We start from the raw sequence: 21,031 nt of genomic DNA, 5'->3' as shown, positions 1-21,031 counted from the left end.
GAGTTAAGGAAGTTTCCCACAGCGACTGAGGCAACTGGCCTTGGAACCAGATTGGCGTGCCATACTCCAAGCACCTCCCATCGAGCGAGTCGGCGACTTACATGCCCAAAGGATTGAAACGCGCCCTCGGCGCACTGCTGGCCCTTTTCGCCCTTTACAGCGTGCTGGGGTTTTTGATCCTTCCAGGCGTTGCACTGCGAATCGTCAATCAGCAGTTGGCAAACTATGCCACGGTGCCGGCCCGTCTCGACCGGCTTGAGCTCAACCCGTACAGCCTCGAAGTCACCCTCTGGGGCCTGAACGTCGGGGCGCCAGGCAAGGAACAGCTCGGTTTTGCACGGCTCTACGCCAATCTGCAAATCGACAGCCTGTGGACCAAGGCGCTGCACCTCAAGGCCGTCGAACTTGATAAACCCAAAACCGAACTGCTGTTTGCCAAAGACGGCACGCTCAACCTTGCCGGCCTGTTCAAGCTGCCCGCCAGCGAACCCGCCAAAGCCGACGAGCCCCCGAGCAAGCCCTTTCCGTTGCGCATCGGCGAAATCAAGCTGGCCGACGGTTACGTGCATTTCCAGGACCTGCGCCCCAGCGAGCCCATTGAGTTCCTCTACGACGCGTTGAACTTCGAGCTGAAAAACCTCAGCACGCTGCCTGAAGACAACGCCGACATGACCCTGGTCGCAGCAGGCCCCGAGGGCGGTCAGATCGACTGGGTCGGGCGCATCAGCCTGGTGCCCATTGCCTCGGAGGGCACACTCAAAGTCACCGACGGCAAGATGAAAGTCTGGTGGCCTTACGTGCGCGACGCCCTGCCGCTGGTGCTCAAGGACGGCGTGCTGAATTTCAATACCCACTACACACTCAGTCTGGCCAAAGAAACCGAGCTGCTGCTGGACAACACCTCGCTGAGCGTTGCCCCATTCGCCATTGACGCGCCGGACGGCAGACCGTTGGCGCGCCTGAAGAAACTGAGCGTAAGCGAAACCTCCATCGACCTGGCCAAACAGCGTGTCACCGTAGGCAAGATTCGCAGCGAAGGCCTGGAAACCTGGGCGACCCGAGAGTCGGACGGCGAGCTGGACTGGCAGAAACTGTTCGCCAGCCAGCCCTCCAAGGCGCAGGCAAAAAAAGCCGAGGCTGACAAAAATCAACCTGCCACCGCCACGGGAAGCGAAACCACCGCCCAAAGCAAACCCACCACGGCGAGCAAACCCTGGCAAGTGCTGCTGCGCGATACGCAATTGCGCGACTACCGCATTCATCTCGCGGATAAGGTGCCGAAGGAGCCGGTCGCCATCGACGTGGGCCCACTGAATGTTGATCTCACCGGCTTCGACAGCCTCAATCAGTCGCCCTTCAAGCTCAAGCTCGACACCGCCGTGGGCAAGCAGGGCAAGCTGACGGCCGAGGGCGAAGTCAATCTGGCACCGGTTCGGGCCAACCTCAATGTCACCACCCGCGATATCGATTTGCGCGTCGCGCAGTCCTACGTCACGCCGTTCATTCGTCTGGAAGTGCGCAGCGGCATGCTCAATTCCGATCTGGCGATTGACTTGAAAAGCACAGAGCCCTTGGCGCTGGGCATCACAGGTAAAGCGCAGGTCGATCAGCTGCACACCCTCGACACGTTGAAGTCGCGGGACTTCGTGAAGTGGCAACGGCTGAACGTAGACGGACTGAACTTCGTGCTTGGCGATAGCCTGAACATCGCATCCGTGAGCCTGGACCAGCCATATGCGCGATTCATGATTGCCGACGATCGTTCGACCAACATCGATGACTTGCTGGTGCCCCAACCCGCTGACAAGTCGCCGGCCCCGGCGAAAACCAAGGCCACCGCCAGTACTGAAAAACCGATGGGTATCCGCATCGGCGAGGTCAATATCAGCAACGGCTCGGCCAACTTCGCCGACTTCAGCCTCACGCCCAACTTCGCCACGGCCGTTCAGCAGCTCAACGGCAAGATCGGCACGCTGGATAACCGCCAGGACAAGCCCGCGTCGGTCGACATCACCGGCAAGGTTGATCGCTATGCGCCAGTAACAATCAAAGGCGCGCTGAACCCCTTCAACCCGATGGCCAGCCTGGACATCGCCACGAGCTTCAAGCGTGTCGAACTGACGACGTTGACGCCCTACTCCGGCAAGTTCGCCGGTTATCGAATCCGCAAGGGGCGCCTGAATCTCGACCTGCATTACCTGATCACCAAGGGCCAGCTCAAGGCCGAGAACAAAGTCGTGGTCGAGCAACTGCAACTCGGCGAGAAGGTGGATAGCCCGGACGCCGTGAATTTGCCGCTGAAGCTGGCCATCGCGCTGCTTAAAGACACCGATGGCAAAATTTCCATTGAGCTGCCGGTGACCGGCGATCTGAACAACCCGCAGTTCAGCGTGATGCCGATCGTCTGGCAAACCCTGCGCAACCTGTTGGTGAAAGCAGCGGCGTCGCCGTTCAAGTTCATTGGCGGGTTGATCAACGGTGGCGGCTCCGAAGACCTCGGCACGGTTGCCTTCGCACCGGGCGCTGATGAACTCAGCCCCGAGGCGATGGCATCGCTGGACAAGCTGGCCGCGGGGTTGAAAGCGCGTCCGGCGTTGCGTCTGGAGATTGAAGGCGCTGCCGCCGAGACGAGCGATGGGCCGCTGATCGCCCGGCAACGGCTGGAACGCGAATACCAGAGCACCTACTACAAGATTCTTCAGCGCCGAGGCGACAAGGTCCCGGCACAGCCCAGTGACCTGACGGTACCGGAAGATGAAAAGGCGCCGATGCTTGAGGGCATTTACCGCACTCGTCTGAAGCAGCAACCACCGGCGCAGTGGGTAGAGCTGGGCAAGGAGGAACGCCAGAACAAACTGCGTGACGCCGTGCTCACCTCCTGGAGTTCGAGCGCGTTGCTGCTGCGTCAGCTTGGGCAGTCGCGCGCCGGAAGCATCAAGGATTATCTGGTGGACAAGGGACAACTGGCGGATGAGCGGGTGTACTTCATCGACACCCGCCTCGGCCAGCCAGAAAAAGATGGCCGCGTTGTCACACCCCTTCACCTCGACAGCGAGTGAGACTTTTGAAGAACGCAAAGGCAGGCATGACGCTGATCCTGGTGCTGACCGCATTAAGCGGCGCGGCCCTGGCGGACACGCTGCGGTGCGGCAGCCAGCTGATCAGCGTGGGTGACCGTATGTTTGAAGTGCAGCAGAAATGCGGCCAGCCCGTCAGCCAGGACATCATCGGCTACAAGGAAACCGTGAATCACTACCGCCAGGTGGACCAGGTACAGGTCCAGGAATGGATCTACGGCCCCAGCAACGGGATGTACCAGTACCTGAGGTTTGAAGGCGGCCGACTAGTGAGGATCGATAGCAAACGCGGAAAGTGACCGCGCACGCCACTGCTGCTCAGGGGCACCGGGCCTTGAAACCTCTGTAGGAGCCGGCTTGCTGGCGAACCGGGTGGGGCATTCAATGCTGCGGAGACTGGGCAACCCGATTCGCCAGCAAGCCGGCTCCTACAGATTTGTGTTCGGCGAGGCCCCGGGGTCACCGTAAAAACGGCTTTGTGTTCGGCGAGGTTCCATGGTCGCCGTTAAAACAGCTTAGTGCTCGGCGAAGTTTCTTGGTCCCCGTAACTTTTGAGATCCGAAGGCGGTCGACTGGTGAGGATTGATAGCAAACGCGGGAAGTGATTGCCCACCCCACTGCTGCTCAGGGGCACCGGGCCTTGAAGCCTCTGTAGGAGCCGGCTTGCTGGCGAACCGGGTGGGGCATTCAATGCTGCGGAGACTGGGTAACCCGATTCGCCAGCAAGCCGGCTCCTACAGATTTGTGTTCGGCGAGGCCCCGGGGTCACCGTAAAAACGGCTTTCTGCCGGCGAAGTTTCATGGTCCCCGTTAAAACGGCTTTGTGCTCGGCGAAGTTTCTTGGTCCCCGTAACTTTTGAGATCCGAAGGCGGGCGTTTGGTGAGGATTGATAGCAAACGCGGGAAGTGATTGCCCACGTCACTGCTGCTCAGTGGCACCGGGCCTTGAAACCTCTGTAGGAGCCGGCTTGCTGGCGAACCGGGTGGGGCATTCAATGCTGCGGAGACTGGGCAACCCGATTCGCCAGCAAGCCGGCTCCTACAGATTTGTGTTCGGCGAGGCCCCGGGGTCACCGTAAAAACGGCTTTCTGCCGGCGAAGTTTCATGGTCCCCGTTAAAACGGCTTTGTGCTGGGCGAGGCTCGATGGTCACCGTAAAAACCGCCTTTCTGCTGGCGAAGCTCCAGGGATCCATTAAAGCTTGAGATCCGAAGGCGGTCGACTGGTGAGGATTGATAGCAAACGCGGGAAATGGTGGCGCGTCTTATTACGCCTTCCCGGCTGAAGCCGGTCCCACTGGTAGTGCGCGGTGGGCAGTCGGATCTGTGTTTATGACCCCGGGAACTCAAGCCTGCCGCACCGGCAGGCGCGCCGCGTCACTTTTTGTGGGACCGGCTTCAGCCGGGAAGGGGCCCGTATGAACCCCCTGAATTTGCAGTATCACACCCCGCGCCTTCCCGGCTGAAGCCGGTCCCACCCGTAGCAAAGCATGTCCCTTTGAGTCAACGAACCGCCATCAACGCTCGTGCAGTGCCTCGGCGCGGGCTTTCAAGACTGGCTTGAGCAGGTAGCTCAGGATGCTTTTCTTGCCGGTGATGATGTCCACCGAAGCGACCATGCCGGGGATGATCAGCAGCGGGTGCTCGTCAGTGCCCAGGTGGCTGCGGTCGGTGCGCAGCTTGATTACGTAGAAGGTGTTCTTCTTCTCTTCGTCCTGAATCGTGTCGGCGCCGATCTGTTCCAGCTTGCCTTTAAGGCCACCATAAATGGTGTAGTCGTAGGCCGTGAACTTGATCATTGCTTCCTGCCCCGGGTGCAGAAAGGCAATGTCCTGTGGACGAATACGCGCTTCAACCAGCAGGGTGTCATCCAGCGGGACGATTTCGGCGATGTCGCTGCCCGGCTGAATCACACCGCCAACGGTATTGACCAGCATCTGCTTGACCACGCCACGCACCGGTGAGGTCACCATTGTCCGGTTGACCCGGTCCTCAAGCCCCTTCGCGGTCGACTGCGCCTTGGCCAGATTGGTACGGGCTTCGTTCAACTGAGTCAGGGCATCACTGCGGAATTTGCCACGGGTTTCGTCGATCTTGCGCTGCACTTCGGCAATGGCCGCTTGTGCACGCGGGATCGCCAGTGTGGTGCCGTCCAGCTGGCCGCGGGTTTCCACTTCCGAACGCTTGAGCCGCAGAATGTCCACCGGCGAGACCGCGCCCTGCGCCACCAACGGCTCGGACATACCGATTTCCTGGCGCAACAAGCCGAGGCTGCTGCGGTATTGCTCCTGCTTGGAGCCGAATTCGCGAAGCTCTTGCTGACGCTGAATCAACTGCTGCTGCAAACCACCGATTTCATCCACCAGTTGCTGGCGACGGCTCTTGTACAGCGACTCTTCGTTGGAGGCCTGATTGGGCACCAACTTGCGCGCCTCGGCGCTGATGTTCAGCGGACGATCGTCAACCTCGGCGCTCAGACGCTCGACGCGCAGCTGCATCGCCAGACGGTCGGCCTCGGTCTCGCCCACGTTGGAAGCGAAACGGGTATCGTCCAGACGGATCAACGGTGCGCCGGCATCAACGATTTCGCCGTCATGGGCGTAGATCTGCGCGACGATGCCGCCTTCCAGGTTCTGGATTTTCTGAATCTTGGTCGAAGGGATGGCCTTGCCCTCGCCCTTCGTCACTTCATCGATCACGGCGTAATTGGCCCAAACGATCAGAAACACAAAGAACAGGATCACTGCCCAGATGGTCAGCCGGACAATGCGCGGGGCGTCGTCCACCAGAGCCTTTTTGACTTCGGGGAGCGCCTGGCCTTCCAGCGAAGGCGAGCCTTTGAAGTAGCCGAAGATGCCGCCACCGGAATTTGGACCTGATTTAAGCAACACTGATCTGCCCCTTCTTCAACGCTTCCATAACGGCGGCTTTCGGGCCGTCTGCCACGATCTGGCCGCGGTCAATGACTATCAGGCGATCAACCAGGCTGAGCAACGAGGCTCGGTGTGTCACAAGAATCACGGTCTTTTTCTCCACAACGCCATGCAGACGCTGCTTCAGGCGTTCTTCGCCGGTGTTGTCCATGGCGCTGGTCGGTTCGTCGAGCAACAGGATCGGCGGATCGAGCAACAAGGCGCGCGCAAGGGCGACGTTCTGCCGCTGCCCCCCCGAGAGGTTTTGCCCGCGCTCACCGACCTGCAGTTCATAACCTTGTGGATGCAGGCTGGCGAATTCATGCACGCCGGCCAGTTCGGCGGCCTGCAGCACCATCTCGTCGTCGACATAGCGCGCACCGGAAATCAGGTTGTCGCGCAAGGTACCGGACAGCAACTGAATGTCCTGAGCGACGTAACCGATGTTGTGACGCACCTCGCTGACGTCGATCTGACGAATGTCCACGCCGTCGACCAGCAACGAGCCTTCGTCCGGCTGATACAAGCCCACCAAGAGCTTGGCCAGCGAGCTCTTGCCCGAGCCGCTGCGGCCGATGATGCCGACCTTCTCGCCAGGGCGGATCACCAGATTGATGTTGCGCAGCGCAAGGTTCTGCTGGTTCGGGTAGGTGAATTCGAGGTTGCGGAACTCCATCGCGCCTTGCAGAACCTGACGGCTGAGCGGGCGCTCGTCGAAGTTGCGCTCTTGCGGCAACTCCATCATCTGGTCCACAGAAACCATGGTCACTTTGGCTTGCTGATAACGCGTCAGCAGGCCGGACAATTGCGCCAGCGGGCCCAGCGCACGGCCGCTGAGCATGTAGCACGCCACGAGGCCGCCCATGCTGAGGACGCCGTCCATGATCATGTAGACGCCGAAGCAGATCATCGCCACACCCGCCAGTTGCTGAATCAGCAACGTGATGTTCATGGCCAGACCGGAAAGCACCTTGACGCGCAATTCGAGGCGGCTGAGCGTACCGATGGTGTGTTCCCACTGATACTGACGCTCGCTTTCGGCGTTGTTGACCTTCACCGCGTCGAGGCCAGCGAGGGTTTCGATCAGGCTCGACTGACGCTCGGCACCCAGCGCCATGGTGCGCTCAAGGGTGGACGTCAGCGGCTTTTGCAGGAAGTGACCAATCCCCAGTGCCAGCGGGAAGGCAATGATCGGAATCCACACCAGGTGCCCGCCCAGCAGCGCGATCACCAACAGGATGATCAGCGTGAACGGCAGGTCGATGAGGCTGGTCAGGGTCAGCGACGTGAGAAAGTCGCGCATGCCCTGAAACTCATGGATGTTCTGGGCGTAACTGCCGACTCGCGCCGGGCGAAACTTCATCGCCATGCCGACGATGCGCTCGAACAGCGTGGCGGAGATGATCAAGTCGGTTTTCTTGCCGGCCAGGTCCAAGCACAAACTGCGCAGGCCCTTGAGCAACAGATCGAAAATGAAAGCGCCGCAGATACCGGTCGCCAGCACCCACAGGGTTGCGGTGGCCTGGTTGGGCACGACGCGGTCATAGACGTTCATCACGAACAGAGGGGTGGCCAGCGCAATCAGGTTGATCACGAAGCTGGCGGCGATCGCGTCGACGTAAAGCCAGCGCGACAGCTTGAGGGTGTCTTTGAACCAGGAACGAGCGCGTGGGATCAGCGAGCCCTGGGTCACGTCAAATTTGTGTTGCGGTTGTGCGAAAAACACCCGGCCGCTGTAGTCCTGCATCAGGGCCTGAGTTTCGATCAGCACTTCACCACCGTTGCTTTCGCTGATCAGCAGGCGGGCCGATTCGCCCTCCCAACCCAGCAGCACGGCAGAGCGCCCTTCTTTCAAAAGGAGCAGGGCTGGCAAAGCGATTTCGGGAATCTGGGTGAGCTTGCGTTGCAGCAAGCGTCCCTGCAAGCCGGCCCGGGCAGCGGCGCGAGGCAGCAAATCCGGGCTCAGGCGTTGCTCGGGCAATGGCAGACCGGTGGTCAGCATCGCCCGGCTCGCCGGCTTGTGGTGCAAGGCACAGAGTGTCAACAGCCCATCGAGTAAGGGGTCGTCGTGCTGGCTGCGTGGATCATGACCTAATTGAGCCGAAGGTAATTCCAAGTCCACGCTGACACTCTCTTTAACAGTTAAAAGAAGCTGACTCCGTCAAGAATCAGTTCATGCCCGGCAGCTGAACTGTCGGTTTCACATCGTTCTGCACAACCGATGCCATCGGCGCCACAACGCCCTGGCTTTTCAGCAGCGTGCCCATGTCCGCCTTGATGCGGTATTGGGTGTACGTCTGCAGGTTCTTCAGTTGCACCAGACGCTGTTGCGCGGTGAACAACTCGTTCTCGCTGTCGAGAAGGTCGAGCAGGGTACGCTCTCCCAGACTGAATTGCTGCTGGTATGAGGTACGCACGCTCGCGGCACGCTCGACGTACTGCTGAGCGATCGGCACCTGGGCGTTGGCGTTGTTGTAGGCGTTCCAGGCCAGGCCCAGTTCTTCGTTCAACTGACGCAGCGCGTTGTTGCGGATATCCAGTGCCTGGCTCGACAGATACGACTTGGATTGCAGGTCAGCTTTGTTGCTACCACCTGCGTACAGGTTGAAGCGCATGCGCACCATGGCTTCCCAGCCATTGTTGTGGCCTTCGTCGCCGCCAATGTTGTTATCGGCATTGCGGCCCAGTTCTGCATCGAAACGTGGGTAGTAATTTGACTGGGCCGAGGTGTACTGCTTTTCCGCGGCAACGATGTCGGCTTCGGCCGAGCGCAGCACCGGGCTGTTTTCCAGCATCTGGCGGCGAGCTTCGTTCAAATCGGCAGGCATCATGGCGAATGGCGACGGCGCTTCAAGTTGGTCAGCTTCCAGACCAACGGCACTCAAGTAATTGGTTTGTGCGTCGGCCAGGTTGGTTTGTTCGGTAATCAGGTTGTTGCGCGCCTGTGCCAGACGGGCATCGGCCTGGTCCATGTCCGCCATACGGCCAACACCACGGGAAGTGCGCAACTTGATTTGGTCGTAAATACGTTCGTGGCTCTTCAGGTTTTCTTCGGCCAGCCGAACCATTTCACGTTGGGTCAATACATCCAGATAGACCTGTGCAACTGTCAACGCGGTACGTTCGGTTGTATTCAACAGCGAATACGCCCGGGAATTGGCGGTAGCTTGTTGACGCGCAACTTCGTTACTTGTTGCAAAGCCATCAAACAGCATCTGTTGAAGACGGATTTGCGCCTCGCCGCGGTCCAGCGTCTGGTAATCGTGACGGCCGGTCGACGCGCGGGTGCTTGGCGTATCGGAACCGGCACGGCCGTAGCCCGCCGTCACGTCGACACGCGGCAGGTAGCCGCCTCTTGCAGCGCGCAGCGCGTAATCCTGGGCAATGCGGGCATTAATGCCGGCCTGCACCTCGGGATGTTCGTCCATGGCTTTTTGCATGGCGGACTGCAGGGTCTGGGCCTGAACGAAGCCGGCGCAAAGGATAAGGGGTACAGCAGTGAAGAGGTGCTTACGCATTTTGGTGATTTCCCGAGAACGTACTTGTTCAAAATGCAGCAATACACACTGCCGCATCGTAAAAATGGCCATTGAAGTGATCGTTTCGAGAGTGTTCTGAAGGGCGCTGGGGATCACACTGCAGAAATACGCGATCTCATCAAATATCAATGTGACATTACGGATGCGATTGTTTAGGATGTCGCCGAATAGGTCAATACTTTGGCAGAAAGTTAATTCCTGTGCCGACCTGCTGTTAATAAATTGACGCCAGATTACGAGCAACTTAGAAAGTTCCCTAACTTGTTATCTGGTATCGAAACAAATGCGAATCTATACGTATTCCAGTATGAAGCGGCGATAGTTAAGCCGGTCGGCATGATGGATACCAACTGAACGGTAATCTCGGAGAGTCACCCCCATGAGCAGTGTTGTTGCCATCGTCAAAAGCATTGTTGGCCAGGTAGTCGCAGTTTCCCCGGAAGGGATTCGTCGTGTGCTGATCGAGGGTGACCGGCTGTTCACCGGCGAGCAGGTCCTGACAGGCCCGGGAGGCGCGGTCACGCTGCAGCTTCCTGATGGCCGTCAATTGGACATGGGCCGTGACAGCCAGTGGAGCGCCGACGCACCGACGTCGACCACTAACCTCGCCGAAGCCACTGCCCAGGCGGCACCGTCCGTTGCGGAACTGCAGCAAGCCATTGCGGCTGGCGCCGACCCGACCAAAGACCTCGAAGCCACTGCGGCCGGCCCGCAGGCAGCGCCCGGTGATGGCGGCAACGCCGGCGGCGGCCACAGCGTGGTGATGTTGACCGAGACCGCGGGCTCGGTAGACCCGACCATCGGCTTCCCGACCAACGGCCTGGGAACGACCACCACGCCTCCACCAACGCTGGTGAATGGCCTGGCCATCGATAACGGCAACGGCAACGGCAACGGCGTGGCGCCAGCACCGACCGGCACGCTGTCGCTGAGCGCCACCCCGACGCTGACCGAAAATGGCGGCGCGCTGGTGTTCACCGCGAACGTCACGCAAGCACCGCTGAGCGACCTGACAGTTAACCTGTCCAACGGCGCAAGCATCATTATCCGGGCGGGTGACACCTCGGGCACCACCACCGTTCAGGTGCCGAACACCAACACGCCGTACATCGACCCGTCCGTCATCAGCACCACCATCACCGGCACCACCGGCGGTGGCGGTCTGGTAGTGACGACCGACCCGACTCCGGCGGTGACCACCATCACCGACACCATCGACACCACCATTGCCAGCATCACCGGCAGCCAGTCAGTGGTTGAAGGCCAGCCCGCCACCTACACCATCACCCTGAGCAACCCGGCGCAGACCGAAGTCACGATCAACCTGACTTACAGCGGCACCGCGACCGACGGCAGTGACTACACGCAAGTGGTCAGCGTGAAGATCCCGGCCAACAGCAGCAGCGTCACGTTTGATCTGAACACGCTGAATGACACCATCCCGGAAGGCGTTGAAAACGTCACCGTGGCCATCGGCGCGATCACTGGCGGCAACTTCGAGAATGTCGTCGCCAGCAGCACCAATGGCAGCGTCACCACCACCATCATCGACAACGACTCCCTGCCAGTCGTCGACGGCAATGGCAACGGCAACGGCGTCAACAGCGAAACCACCTTCACCGAAGGCCAGGCTGGCGTATCGATCGCCGACCAGTTGACCATCACCGATGCCGACAGCCCGAACCTGCAAAGCGCGCGCGTCACCCTGACCAACCCTCAGGACACTGACACGCTGGTGGTGGGCAGCCCGAATGCGAACATTACGGTCAGCACCGCCACCGTCAATGGCCAGATTGTTCTGACCCTGACCGGCGCAGCCACTGCTGCCGAATACGAAGCCGTAATCAAGTCGATCACCTTCCAGAACAGCAGCGAAGACCCAAGCGTCGTTGATCGTACGATCACCATCACTGTCAACGATGGCCAGAACGACTCCGTGCCGGTCACCGGCATCGTGCACGTCGTGTCGGTCAACGATGCGCCGACCGTGAACGCGGCTGCAGGCCAGGGCGATGAAGACACCACCATCGCCGTCAACCTGTCCGGCGCTGACGTCGACGGCACCATCGATCACTTCAACCTGGTGAGCCTGGCCGCCAACGGCACTTTCTACGCCGACGCTGCCGGTACTCAGGCGCTGACCGACCTCAGCAACATCGCCGCCACCGCCAACAGCGCAACGATCTACTTCAAGCCGAACGCCAACTGGGCGGGCGACACCAACTTCACCTATACCGCAGTCGACAATCAGGGCCTGGCAGCCGGCACGCCCGCAAACGGCGTCATCAACGTCACGCCAGTGGCCGATGCCCCGACTGTCAACGTCATCAACGCCCAGGGCGCTGAAGACACGCCGATCAAGCTGAATCTGAGCACTGCGCTGGTCGACACCGACGGCTCTGAATCCCTGTTCCCGCTCGTGGTGTCCGGCATCCCGGTCGGTGGCGTGCTGACCGATGGTGTCAACAGCTACACCTCGATCGCCACAGGCGATGGTGCTGTTTATATCGACGGCTGGAACCTGAACAACCTGACCTTTCAGGCGCCACTGAACTTCAACGGCTCGATCACCCTGCAAGTGAGTTCGACATCGACTGAAGGCGCCAACAAGGATTCGGCGACCACCACGCTGCCGTTGATCGTCACCGTGACGCCAGTGAACGACGCGCCAACCATCAGCTTCACCAACCCTGATTACGTCGAGAACGGCGCGGCTCAGCCGCTGGTCAGCAACCTGCAGATCGGCGATGTCGACAGCAACCAACTGAGCAGCGCGAAAATCACCCTGACGGGTATTCAGGCTGAAGACCTGATCGTTTCCCCGTACTACACCGATGCCAACGGTGGGACCAGTGGCACCACCACGCTGGGCATCAGCTACAGCCTGAGCAACGACGCCAACGGCAATATCGTGATTGATCTGACCGGCAACGCGTCGATTGCCGACTACACCACGCTGATCAACTCGATCACCTACGCCAACAGCAGCGACAATCCGATCACCACCCCGCGTGGCGTGACGATTGAAGTCACCGACGTAGATGCCAATGGCACCAATAACCTGTCCGGCAGCGCCACGGGTCAGATCGGCATCACTCCGGTCAACGACGCTCCGACGGTGGAAAACACCGCAGGCAACGGTAAAGAAGACACGCCCATTGCCGTCAAGCTGACCGGCAGTGACGTAGACGGCACCATCAATCACTTCAACCTGTTGTCGATGGCCAGCAACGGCAAGTTTTACGCTGACGCAGCCGGTACTCAGGAGCTGACCAACCTCAGCAACATCGCCGCCACCAACAACAGCGCGACGATTTACTTCAAGCCGACCGAAAACTGGGCGGGTGTCACCAGCGATTTCACCTACACCGCTGTCGACAACCAGGGCCTGGCCAGCACACCGGCAACCGGAAACATCAGCGTCACTCCAGTGGCCGATGCCCCGATCGTCAACGTGGCCAACACCCAAGGCGCTGAAGACACCGCGATCAAGCTGGACCTGAGCACCGCGCTGGTCGACACCGACGGCTCCGAGTCGCTGGGTCAACTGGTCGTTTCCGCTATTCCGATCGGCGCCACCTTGACTGACGGCACCACCAGCTACACGTCGATCAGCACAGGCGACAGCGAGGTCTGGATCACAGGCTGGGATCTTTCCAAGCTGACCATCACCCCGCCGAAAGACTTCAACGGTTCGTTCACGCTGCTAGTGAGCTCGACGTCGATCGAAGGCGCCAACAAGGACTCCGCAACGACGACCAGGCCACTGACGGTCAACGTCACGCCTGTGAACGATGCCCCTGTCGTCAGCTTCGACAGCATCAGCTACACCGAAAGCGGCGCGCCAATGGCAATCGCCAGCAACTTCAGCATCACCGACGTCGACAGCAAAGAGCTGAGCAGCGCGAAGATCACGCTGACCGGCATTCAGGCGCAAGACCTGGTCGAGTCCCAGTACTACAAAGGCGATAACACGGGCGCCACCGGCCTGGGCATCACCTACAGCCTGAGCAACGACGCCAAAGGCAATGTCGTTATCGACCTGACCGGCAGGGCTTCGGTGGCCGCTTACGAAACCCTGATCAAGTCGATCACTTTCGCAGACGACAGCAAAAACCCGAGCCTTACCCCACGCAGCGTCAACATTACTGTTACCGACGTCGACAGTGATACCAGCGGGACCAACAACCTGACCGGAGCCCACAGCGGGCAGGTCAACATGGTGGCGGTCAACGATGCCCCGGTCGTCAACTTCGACAGCATCAGCTACACCGAAAACAAAGCGGGCACGCCGACCGCCATCGTCAAGAACTTCAGCATCACCGACGTCGACAGCAGCCAGCTGACCAGCGCAAAAATCACGCTGACCGGTATTCAGGCTGAAGACCTGATCGTGTCCAAGTACTACAAGGGCGGCACCGACGGCACCACTTCGCTGGGCATCAAATATGCCCTGAGTACTGACGCCGCCGGCAACATCGTCATCGACCTGACCGGCAAGGCTTCGGTTGCCAGCTACGAAACCCTGATCAAGTCGATCACCTACGCCGACAACAGCAACAACCCGGTCACTGCGCCACGCGGTGTGACCATCGCTGTGACGGACGCGGATGCCAACGGCACCAACAACCAGACCGGGTCCCACGACGGCCAGATCGAAGTGGTGGCCGTCAACAACGCTCCGGTCGTCAAGTTCGATAGCGTCACTTACACCGAAAACGATGCGGCAACGCCGACGGCGATCGTCAAGAACTTCAGCATCACTGACGTCGACAGCGACCAGCTGACCAGCGCGAAGATCACGCTGACCGGCATTCAGGCCGAAGACCTGATCGTTTCCAAGTACTACAAAGATGGCACCAGTGGCGACGCGGGCATGGGCATCAAATACAGCCTGAGCAACGATGCCGATGGGCGTATCTTCATCGACCTGACCGGCAAGGCTTCGGTTGCCGATTACGAGGCCGTGATCAAGTCGATCACTTATGCAGACGCCAGCCAGAACCCGGTCACTGCGCCACGCGGCGTGACCATCTCGGTGACTGACGCGGACGCCCACGGCACCAACAACGTGTCCGGCAGCCACAGCGGCCAGATCACGGTCATCGCGGTCAACGATGCGCCGGAGGTCAGCAACACCTCGGCCACGGGTAATGAAGACACCCTGATCACCGTCAAACTGACGGGCTCTGACGTAGACGGCACCATTGACCACTTCAGCCTGGTCAAAACGCCTGTCAACGGCACGTTCTACACCGACGCTGCCGGCACCCAGCCGTTGACCGACTTGAACAACATCGCCGCGACCAACAATGGCGCGACGATCTACTTCAAGCCGGACGCCAACTGGGCGGGTGAAAACACTTTCACCTACACCGCGGTCGACAACCAGAACCTGCCGGCCGGCGATCTGGCCAACGGCACGATCAACGTCACGCCAGTGGCAGACGCGCCAATCGTCAACGTCACTAACGCCCAAGGCAACGAAGACACGGCCATCAAGTTGACCGTGAGCACTGCATTGGTCGACACCGATGGCTCGGAAAAACTGAGCCCTGTCACTGTCGCCCGCATCCCGGTGGGCGCCGTGCTGACTGATGGCTCGCACAGCTACACCTCCGAGAAGGATGGCGACGGCACCGTTGTGCTCAAGGATTGGGACCTGACCAAGCTGACCATCACCCCACCGGGCGATTACAACGGCCCGATCAATTTGCAGGTGAGCGTGACGTCGACAGAGTCAAACGATCTGAAGGCGACCACGGTCGAGACCCTGAAGGTCATTGTGAACCCGGTCAACGATGCACCGCTGGTCCAGGCCGCATCGGGCCAGGGCGACGAAGGCACTGTCATTGCCGTCAAGCTGACGGGCTCTGACGTCGACGGCACCATTGACCACTTCAGCCTGGTCAACACGCCTGCCCACGGCACGTTCTACTCCGACGCAGCCGGCACTCAGCCGCTGGCCAACTTGAACGACATCACCGCCACCAACAATGGCGCGACGATCTACTTCAAGCCGGACGCCAATTGGAATGGCACCACGCCATTCGCCTACACCGCTGTCGATAATCAGGGCCTGGCGTCCACTACCCCGGCAACCGGCAGCATCACCGTCACCCCGGTCAACGATGCGCCAGTCGTCAACTTCGGCAGCATCACCTACACCGAAAACGGTGTGGCGACGCCGATCGTCAAAGACTTCAGCATCACCGACGTCGACAGCACCGAGCTGACCAGCGCGAAGATCACGCTGACCGGCATTAAGGCTGAAGACCTGATCGTCTCTCAGTACTACAAAGACGGCACATCTGGCGATACGAGCCTGGGCATCAAGTACACGCTGAGCAACGACGCCGACGGCACTATCTACATCGATCTGACCGGCAAGGCTTCGGTTGCCAATTACGAAACCCTGATCAATTCGATCACCTACGCCGACAGCAGCAACAACCCGGTCACCACGCCACGCGGCGTGACCATTGCTGTCACCGACGCAGATGCCAACGGCACCAACAACCTGACCGTCGTCCACGGCAGCGCGATCAATGTGATCTCGGTCAACGACGCTCCGGTCACCAAGCCTGCAACGGCCACCGGCAACGAAGACAGCGTCATCGCCGTCAAGCTGACGGGCACCGACGTCGATGGCAACGTCGACCACTTCACCCTGGCCAGCAACAAGGACACACACGGCACGTTCTACGCCGATGCTCAAGCGACTCAGGTGCTGAACGGCAGCAGCCTCATCAATGCGACCAACAACAGCGCGACCGTCTACTTCAAGCCGGACAGCAACTGGAGCGGTGATGCCACGTTCACTTACACCGCAGTGGATAACCAGGGTAAGGCTGACAGCACACCAGCCAACGGCACCATCAATGTCGCGCCGGTCAACGACGCGCCAGTCGTCAACTTCGGCAGCATCACGTACACCGAAAACGGCACAGCGACGCCAATCGTCAAGAACTTCAGCATCACCGACGTCGACAGCAAAGAGCTGACCAGCGCGAAGATCACGCTGACCGGCATTCAGGCTGAAGACCTGATCGTTTCCAAGTACTACAAAGACACAAACAACGGCGACACAGGCCTGGGGATCAAATACAGCCTCAGCAACGACGCTGATGGCCATATCTTCATCAACCTGACCGGCAAGGCGTCGATTGCCGACTACGAAGCCGTGATCAAGTCGATCACCTACGCCAACAGCAGTGAAAACCCAAGCACTGCGGCGCGTAACGTGACCATTGCGGTGACTGACGCGGATGCCAACGGCAGCAAGAACCTGACCGTCGTCCACGACAGCCAGATCAACGTGATTGCCGTGAACGACGCGCCGGTTATTGGGCATGTTGGCAATGGCAAAGACTTCGGCAATACCTGGAACGAGACCCTGGTCGGCGGCGATGTCAACGCGCCGGGCAAAGGTCCGGGCAAGATTGCGGCCGACTTCACCTTAAATGACGCTGACACCCCGACCCTGCAAAGCGCTACGGTCACGCTGACCAACTACAAGGCGGGCGATCTGCTGGCCATCGGTGACACCGCAGGCCTGAAGTACACCCTGACCGACGTCATGACCAATAACGTTGTGACCGGCAAGGTCATCACGTTCGCTGGGGGCACTGCGGCGCAGTACCAGACGGCGATTTCGTCGATCACCTACGACAGCACGTCTCACGATCCTGTCAAAGACGACCGCATCATCAACATCAGCGTCAACGACGGCAGCGCCACCAACAACATCGCCAGCACCACGTCGACGATTCACATCACGACGGTCAACGATGTACCGGTGGCCGATGCCACCACCGCCAAAGGCATCGAAGACAACGCGCCAATCGCGGTGAACCTCAGCGCGACCGACGTAGACAGCAAAATCGACCACTTCAACCTGGTCGACATGGCTGCACACGGCACGTTCTACGCCGATGCTGCGGGCAAGGTCGCACTGACCAGCCTGAGCAACATCGCCGCCATCGGCAACGCTGCGACGGTGTACTTCAAGCCGGCCGCAGATTGGGCGGGTATCACCAAGTTCACCTATCAGGCAGTCGATGATCAGGGCCTGGCCAGCACGGTTAAAGCAACTGGCACGATCAGCATTTCGCCGGTCGCCGATAAGCCAGTGGTCACGCTGGGCGAAGGCGCAGTCGTGACGCACGGCCTGACGAAGGATGTGTATGTTGGCACCCTGGACTTGGGCACCAATGGTCAGGGCGCGAGCGAGTCGGCCCTCAAGGCGGGTTTCAACAGCGCTGGTGCGCCGACCACTCACAGCTTCGCTACAGGTGCAGCGGACTCCTCGATTGCCGCAGGCACCGGGACCAAGCTGTCCGGCCTGATCTTCATGGAAGCCGGTCACACCTACACCTTCGGCGGTAATGCGGACGACAGTCTGCTCATCACCGTGGGCGGCCAGACGGCGGCAACCGCGACATGGGGCGCGGGCAGCAAGATTTCGGGCGCGGGCTTCACACCTACCGCGTCGGGCTACTACACCCTGGACGTCTATCACTACAACCAGGCCGGGCCGGGCAACTACAACATCACGCTGTTGGACGCCTCCAAATCCGGCTCTGTGGCAGTCGCTTTGGACAGCACCAACACGACGCTTTACGCGTCGGTCGATGACCTGAAGGCTGCCAACCCGAATATCTCGTCGCTGCAAGAAGGCACGGCCGGCAGTGGTGAGGGTTACTACTCAGCCTACGAACTGAACCACGGCACTGAAGGCAACGCGATCAAGCTCAGCTCGGTCAAAGTGATGTTCGGTGACAGCCTCGACGGTTCCGAGACGCACGTGATCAAGGCCACCGGCGCGCCGGCGGGCTCGACTCTGACCGACGCTGCTGGCCACACGGCCACCGTGACGAACGTGAGCGAAGGGGTCGATGTCAGCACGTTCGACCTGTCGACACTGAGCATCACCACGCCTGGCTTCAACGGCAAGTTCAACCTGACCATCACCGCCACCGCAACCGAAGCGGACGTGGACGGCGTGGCTACCAGCGTGAAGAGCGCCACCGACACGAAGGTGATCGCCGTCAACGTCGAAGCGCAGACTTACACTTCAATCGAAGGTCTGGCTGGCACCGACCCGACGCCGGTGAACGGCACCCTGGGTGGCGACATTATCGTCGGCGACGTCAGCGGTACGACCATCGTGCAGGGCAAGAGCTACAACATCGCCTTCATCGTGGACAGCTCGGGCAGCATGGGCAAAAACCTCGACACGGCGAAGACTCAGCTGCAGTCGGTGTTCGAGAAACTGGCGAACGGTGCCCAGACGGCCAACGCCGGCAAGGTCAACGTGCTGCTGGTGGATTTCGACACCAACGTGCGCTCACAGGTGGCGGTGGACATGTCTGACAAGGCCGCGGCCATGAAGACCTTGACCGCAGCGCTGGCCGGCATGACCTCGGGCGGTACCACCAACTACGAAGACCCGTTCAAGACCACCGCAAACTGGTTCGCCGGCTTGAACAGCAGCAACCCGACGGGTGAGAACCGCACCTATTTCATCACCGACGGCGAGCCTAACGTTTACCAGAACACCAGCACGGTGCTGGGCAACGTGAATGGCTCCGATGTCACCGTGGCGATGGCGCTGGCGAGCTGGACACAGGCGCACACCTTCAGCGTCAACGGCAAAGAAGCCATTGACTCCAAAGGCAACGTCTTCACCTACGCGGCTGACGGGACCAAGCAACAGGTCGGTACGCTTTCCAGCCATGCCGACGGCAAGGGCGGTTTTGAATACAGCCTGACGTCTCCCGAGATGAACGGCAGCCAGAAGGTGATCGATGACGCGGACACCGGCTACGCGCTGCTGTTGAAGCAGTCGCCCACCATCGAAGCGATCGGCCTGGGCTCGGGCGTGAAGACGGCCACCCTTGATCGCTACGACAGCGACCATCATTCGTTGAACAACGTCAACGCCGACGACCTGGCAAAAGCGGTACTGGGCGACCAGAAAGCCATCGCGCCGGGCAGCGACACCCTCAACGGTGGCGACGGCAATGACATCCTGTTCGGTGATCTGATCACCTTCAACACACAGGGTGGCACCACGGCGCTGAAGGCGTTCGCGGCGGACACGCTGCACGTCGATGTGTCGACCATCGATGACAAGACGCTGCATTCGTTCGTGACCAACCACCTCGATCAGGTGGCTGACCTGGCTGCCAAGTCGTCCACCTCGCTGGACGGCAATGACACCCTGCTGGGCGGCAATGGCAATGACATCCTGTTTGGTCAGGGTGGCAATGACGTGCTCGTCGGCGGCAAAGGCAACGACATCCTCTTCGGCGGCGCCGGTGCGGACACGTTTACCTGGAAAGCCGGCGACACCAACAGCGGCGGCTTTGATGTGATCAAGGACTTCAACAAGGACGCTGGCGACCGCATTGACCTGCGTGACCTGCTGCAAGGTGAAGACACCGACACCCTCAGCAAGTACCTGCAAGTCAGCAACGATGGCCATGACACCATTCTGCAGGTCAGCACCACCGGGCAGTTCGCGTCCAACGTCACCGCGGCTGCCGCGGCGACCACGGCCGATGTGCACATCAAGGTGGAAGGCGTGACCTGGAGCAATGCCATGGTCAACTCGCTGGTGAGCGGTGCGGACCCGACCATCAAAGTCGATCACCACTGATAGCTGCGTCGCGAGAGCTGTTGTACTGTGCTGGCGACCGTCTTTGACGGTCGCCAGTTCGGTTAGTCCCTGAGGAATGAGCCATGTTTTACGTTCAGCGCGATGCCGACGGAACGCTAGTTCGCGTGGAAGCAACGGCTTTCGCCGAAGCAAGCGAGCAACTGCCGCCGGATGATCATCAGGTGCAAGCCTGGTTTGCCAATGAAGTGGTAGAGAAGAGCCTGATCCAGCTCAAGTCCAGCGACATGGACATGATCCGGGTACTCGATGACTTGATTCAGGTCCTGACGAGCAAAGGCATCCTCAACATCACCGACCTCCCCGCCGCCGCACAGGCAAAACTGATGGACCGTACCCAGGCCCGGGAAACACTCGGCGGCCTGAGCGATCTGATCAACGACGACGAACAACGGCTGATCTGAAGGCCTCTCCTTTCGTACGCACCGTTTTGCAACGACGCGCTGTCGCGCGAAATTAGCGCGCGTCGGCCTAACGGCCTCGGGTTTCGCCTTCGGCGAGTTACTTAGAAAAGTCGAAAGTCGCACCATCCCCAAGTAACCAAGGGTGCTTGCTCCTGGTTGGGCCCTTCGTTCCTCAGGGTTCCTTCACTCCGGTCTCGCTCCGTGGGCCCTGCGTTCAGCCTGCACCCAAGTCGCGATTGGCGGTGTTCGAGCCTTTTGCGTATGAAGATCAAAAGCAGATCAAGGGCCAGATCAACTGCCCGGCTAAAGCCGGTCCCACAATGTGAATGCGGTGCCTTAGTGGGACCGGCTTTAGCCGGGAAGAGGCCGGTTTGATCACCACACATTTTACTGAATGCAGGCGCGACTCTTGGTGGGAC

At 60.0% G+C, this 21,031-nt stretch carries 7 protein-coding genes; 4 read left to right on the top strand and 3 right to left on the bottom strand.

Annotation, left to right across the window (positions count from 1 at the left end):
• The first annotated feature begins 101 nt into the window (after positions 1-101).
• Complete coding sequence (locus LT42_RS21880) at positions 102-3,059, top strand: DUF748 domain-containing protein (protein WP_037018125.1); 2,958 nt, start codon at positions 102-104, stop codon at positions 3,057-3,059.
• 26 nt (positions 3,060-3,085) lie between these two features.
• A complete protein-coding gene (locus tag LT42_RS21875; RefSeq protein WP_052075368.1) occupies positions 3,086-3,376 on the top strand; it encodes a DUF2845 domain-containing protein in 291 nt (96 codons plus the stop codon).
• Between the two features lie 1,217 nt (positions 3,377-4,593).
• Here LT42_RS21875 and LT42_RS21870 read toward each other — a convergent pair.
• Genes LT42_RS21870 through LT42_RS21860 form a run of 3 tightly spaced genes read right to left on the bottom strand, consistent with a single transcriptional unit; the run spans position 4,594 to position 9,506 of the window.
• On the bottom strand, positions 4,594-5,967 hold the full coding sequence (locus LT42_RS21870) for an HlyD family type I secretion periplasmic adaptor subunit (RefSeq protein ID WP_037018120.1): 1,374 nt from the start codon (positions 5,965-5,967) through the stop codon (positions 4,594-4,596).
• Positions 5,957-8,110, bottom strand: coding sequence for a type I secretion system permease/ATPase (locus LT42_RS21865; RefSeq protein WP_037018118.1), 2,154 nt, complete (start codon positions 8,108-8,110; stop codon positions 5,957-5,959). Before LT42_RS21865 ends, LT42_RS21870 begins: the two co-directional genes overlap by 11 nt.
• Before the next feature lie 46 nt (positions 8,111-8,156).
• A complete protein-coding gene (locus tag LT42_RS21860; RefSeq protein WP_037018555.1) occupies positions 8,157-9,506 on the bottom strand; it encodes a TolC family outer membrane protein in 1,350 nt (449 codons plus the stop codon).
• A gap of 400 nt (positions 9,507-9,906) precedes the next feature.
• Here LT42_RS21860 and LT42_RS21855 point away from each other — a divergent pair, with 400 nt between their 5' ends.
• Together LT42_RS21855 and LT42_RS21850 are read left to right on the top strand one after the other, a co-directional pair.
• Complete coding sequence (locus tag LT42_RS21855) at positions 9,907-20,190, top strand: retention module-containing protein (RefSeq protein WP_037018115.1); 10,284 nt, start codon at positions 9,907-9,909, stop codon at positions 20,188-20,190.
• Positions 20,191-20,273: 83 nt separating this feature from the next.
• Positions 20,274-20,612, top strand: a complete 339-nt coding sequence (locus tag LT42_RS21850; protein WP_037018113.1) for a hypothetical protein — start codon at positions 20,274-20,276, stop codon at positions 20,610-20,612.
• Positions 20,613-21,031 lie beyond the last annotated feature (419 nt).

It is taken from the genome of Pseudomonas lutea, assembly GCF_000759445.1.
GTDB classification, from domain to species: domain Bacteria; phylum Pseudomonadota; class Gammaproteobacteria; order Pseudomonadales; family Pseudomonadaceae; genus Aquipseudomonas; species Aquipseudomonas lutea.
This window is presented reverse-complemented; position numbering and strand designations above follow the sequence as displayed.